Annotated in this window: 3 protein-coding genes; all 3 read left to right on the forward strand. The window is 64.5% G+C overall.

Going from position 1 to position 2,891, the window contains the following annotated elements:
* The coding region (locus NLR35_RS33655) for an ABC transporter substrate-binding protein (protein WP_257170844.1) at positions 1 to 333 on the forward strand (333 nt) is incomplete at its 5' end.
* 183 nt (positions 334 to 516) lie between these two features.
* Positions 517 to 2,553 (forward strand): NADPH-dependent 2,4-dienoyl-CoA reductase, encoded by a 2,037-nt coding sequence (locus NLR35_RS33660; protein WP_257170845.1) that lies wholly within the window; start codon positions 517 to 519, stop codon positions 2,551 to 2,553.
* A 67-nt stretch (positions 2,554 to 2,620) separates the two neighbouring features.
* Positions 2,621 to 2,891 (forward strand): helix-turn-helix domain-containing protein (locus NLR35_RS33665; RefSeq protein ID WP_257170846.1); only part of this gene is annotated, 271 nt, incomplete at its 3' end.

A 2,891-nucleotide genomic window follows, 5' to 3' on the forward strand; every position in this document is an offset into this window, starting at 1 on the left:
TTCTATCCGGATACCGCGACCGGCAAGGTGAAGGAGTTCATCGAGGCCTATCGCAAGATGTTCGGCGTCGATCCTAACCTGCAGTCGACCTCGGGCTATGACGGCGCGATGGCATTCGCGTTCTATGCCGGTCTCGCAGGCAAGAACCTGACGACGGAGTCGCTGATCGCGGCGATGGAGTCGGGCAAGGTGTTCGAGGACATTTTCGGCGGCGCGCCGGTGTCGTTCTCGAAGGACAACCACCTTGGCGTGTCGGCCGCAACCATCGGCCAGATCAAGAACGGCCGCTGGACGACGATTGCTCGAAACCAGTCCTACAAGGCGGAAAAGTAACGGGGCAAGCCATCGTCGCGGCGCCGGCCCATGCGGTCCGGCGTCGCGACCCCGGCGCCTCCGCTGATTGGACATAACGCGCGACGCCAAGACGGTTGACTCCCGGCACGGGCGCTCTTAATCACTTTACCCAGCGGGCTAATTAATCGATTAATTAAGTTGCTCCAGGGAAGAAACCGCCTGATGTCGGCCAGCCAGAGATATCCGAAGCTGTTTTCACCGCTCGATCTCGGTTTCACCCGCCTGAAGAACCGGGCGCTGATGGGCTCCATGCACACCGGGCTGGAGGAAGCCGAGAACGGCTTTGCCCGGCAGGCCGCCTTTTTCGCGGAGCGCGCACGGAACGGCGTCGGGATGATCATCACCGGCGGCATCCCGCCGAACCTCGAGGCGAGCGGTCACGGCATCAAGCTGTCGACCCCGGAGGAGGCGGCGCAGCATCGGCAGATTACGGACGCGGTGCATGTTGCCGATCCCGAGGTGAAGATCTGCCTCCAGATCCTGCATGCCGGTCCGCTGGCGCGCACGCCGAACTGTGTCGCGCCCTCGGCCGTCAAATCGCGCATCGGCGCCTTCGTGCCGCGCGAACTGGACGACGCAGGCATCGAGAAACAGATCGCCGATTTCGCCAACTGTGCCGCGCTTGCGAAATCCGCCGGCTACGACGGCGTCGAGATCATCGGCTCGGCCGGCTATCTGATCTCGACCTTCCTCGTCGAAAAGACCAACCGTCGCACCGACCGCTGGGGCGGTTCGTTCGAAAATCGCATGCGCTTCCCGGTCGAGGTGATCCGGCGGGTTCGCGCCGCGGTCGGCAACGATTTCATCGTCATCTTCCGCATCTCCGCCATGGACATGCTCGAAGGAGGGCTTGCCTGGGACGAGGTCGTGGCGCTCGGCAAGGCCGTCGTCGCGGCCGGCGTCAATATCGTCTCCACGCATTTCTGCTGGCACGAAGCCTTCGTGCCGACCATCGCTACCATGGTGCCTCGCGCGGCCTTCACCGGGGTGACCGGCCGGCTGCGCAAGGAGCTCGGCGTGCCCATGATCACGTCGAACCGTATCAACATGCCCGGGGTCGCCGAAGAGGTGCTCGCGCGCGGCGACGGCGACATCGTTTCGATGGCCCGTCCGATGCTCGCGGATCCGGAACTGGTGCGCAAGGCCGCCGAAGGCCGCGAGGACGAGATCAACACCTGCATCGCCTGCAACCAGGCCTGCCTCGACCACACCTTCACCGGCCGCATGGTCTCGTGCCTCGTCAATCCGCGCGCCTGTCACGAAACAGAGCTGACCATCGATCGAGCGCACACGCCCAAGCGCATCGCGGTGATCGGGGCGGGACCTGCGGGCCTCGCTTTCGCGACGACCGCGGCCGAGCGCGGCCACAAGGTGACGCTGTTCGAGGCAGGTCCCGAGATCGGCGGCCAGTTCAATCTGGCGCGCAAGATTCCGGGCAAGGAAGAATTCGACGAGACGCTGCGCTATTTCCGCCGCATGATCGCGGTGCGCGGCATCGAGCTGCGCCTCAATACGAGGGCGGACGCCGACGCATTGAAGGCTGACGGCTTCGACGAGGTCATCGTGGCAACCGGCATCGAGCCGCGTGTTCCGCAGATTCCGGGCATCGACCATCCCAAGGTCGTCAGTTACATCGACGTCATTCGCGGTCGCCGCGAGGTCGGACGGAAGGTCGCCATCATGGGCGCCGGTGGCATCGGCTTCGATGTCGCCGAGCTCATCACCCATGCCGGTCCGTCGGCGGCGCTCGACGTCGCCGTGTTCGCGCGGGAATGGGGCATCGACTTCGTCAACCATCCGCGCGGCGGCGTGACCGGCGTAAAGCCCGAAGTTGCCCGCGCCGAACGCGAAGTCTATCTGATGCAGCGCAAGACCGATGTGGTTGGCCGCAATCTCGGTCGTACCACCGGCTGGACCCACCGGCTGGTCCTGCAACGGCGCGGCGTGCACATGGTGAGCGGTGTCGACTATCTCGGGGTCGACGATGCCGGCCTGCACACGACCGTGAACGGTGAGCCCCGGCTGTTCGATGTCGACACCGTCATCGTCTGTGCCGGCCAGACGTCTCTGCGCAAGCTTTACGACGAGCTTCAGGCGCAAGGTGTCAAGGCGCGTTTGGTCGGGGGTGCCTTCGAAGCCGCGGAACTCGATGCCAAGCGCGCCATCGATCAGGCGACGCGGCTGGCGGCGGCAATCTGATCTCGGATCGAGCCGACCCAGATCATCTCGTACGGAAATGAAACTGAACTGTTTGGGAGCGTAAGCGATGGGACGACGATCTGAAAGGCTGATGATGCAGGACGCGCCTGCGACCGGTGCGGAAAACGACCAGGTGATCCAGGTGGTCTCGCGCGCCTTCGACATTCTGCGCTGCTTCGACAGCCGCTGCGCGCGCCTGGGCAACCGGGACATCGCCGAGCGTTGCGGCCTTCCCCGATCGACCGTCTCGCGCCTCACCTTCACGCTGACCCGGATCGGCCAGTTGATCTACCTGCCGCAGGAACAGAAATACGCGTTGGGTCCTGATGCCATCGCGC

Origin of the sequence: Bradyrhizobium sp. SRS-191 (genome assembly GCF_024586915.1) — a bacterium.
Lineage (GTDB): Bacteria > Pseudomonadota > Alphaproteobacteria > Rhizobiales > Xanthobacteraceae > Bradyrhizobium.

What these genes read in the sequence shown, in the direction of transcription:
- NLR35_RS33660 (WP_257170845.1), top strand. Translation starts at nt 517, where the DNA reads ATGTCGGCCAGCCAGAGATATCCGAAGCTGTTTTCACCGCTCGATCTC.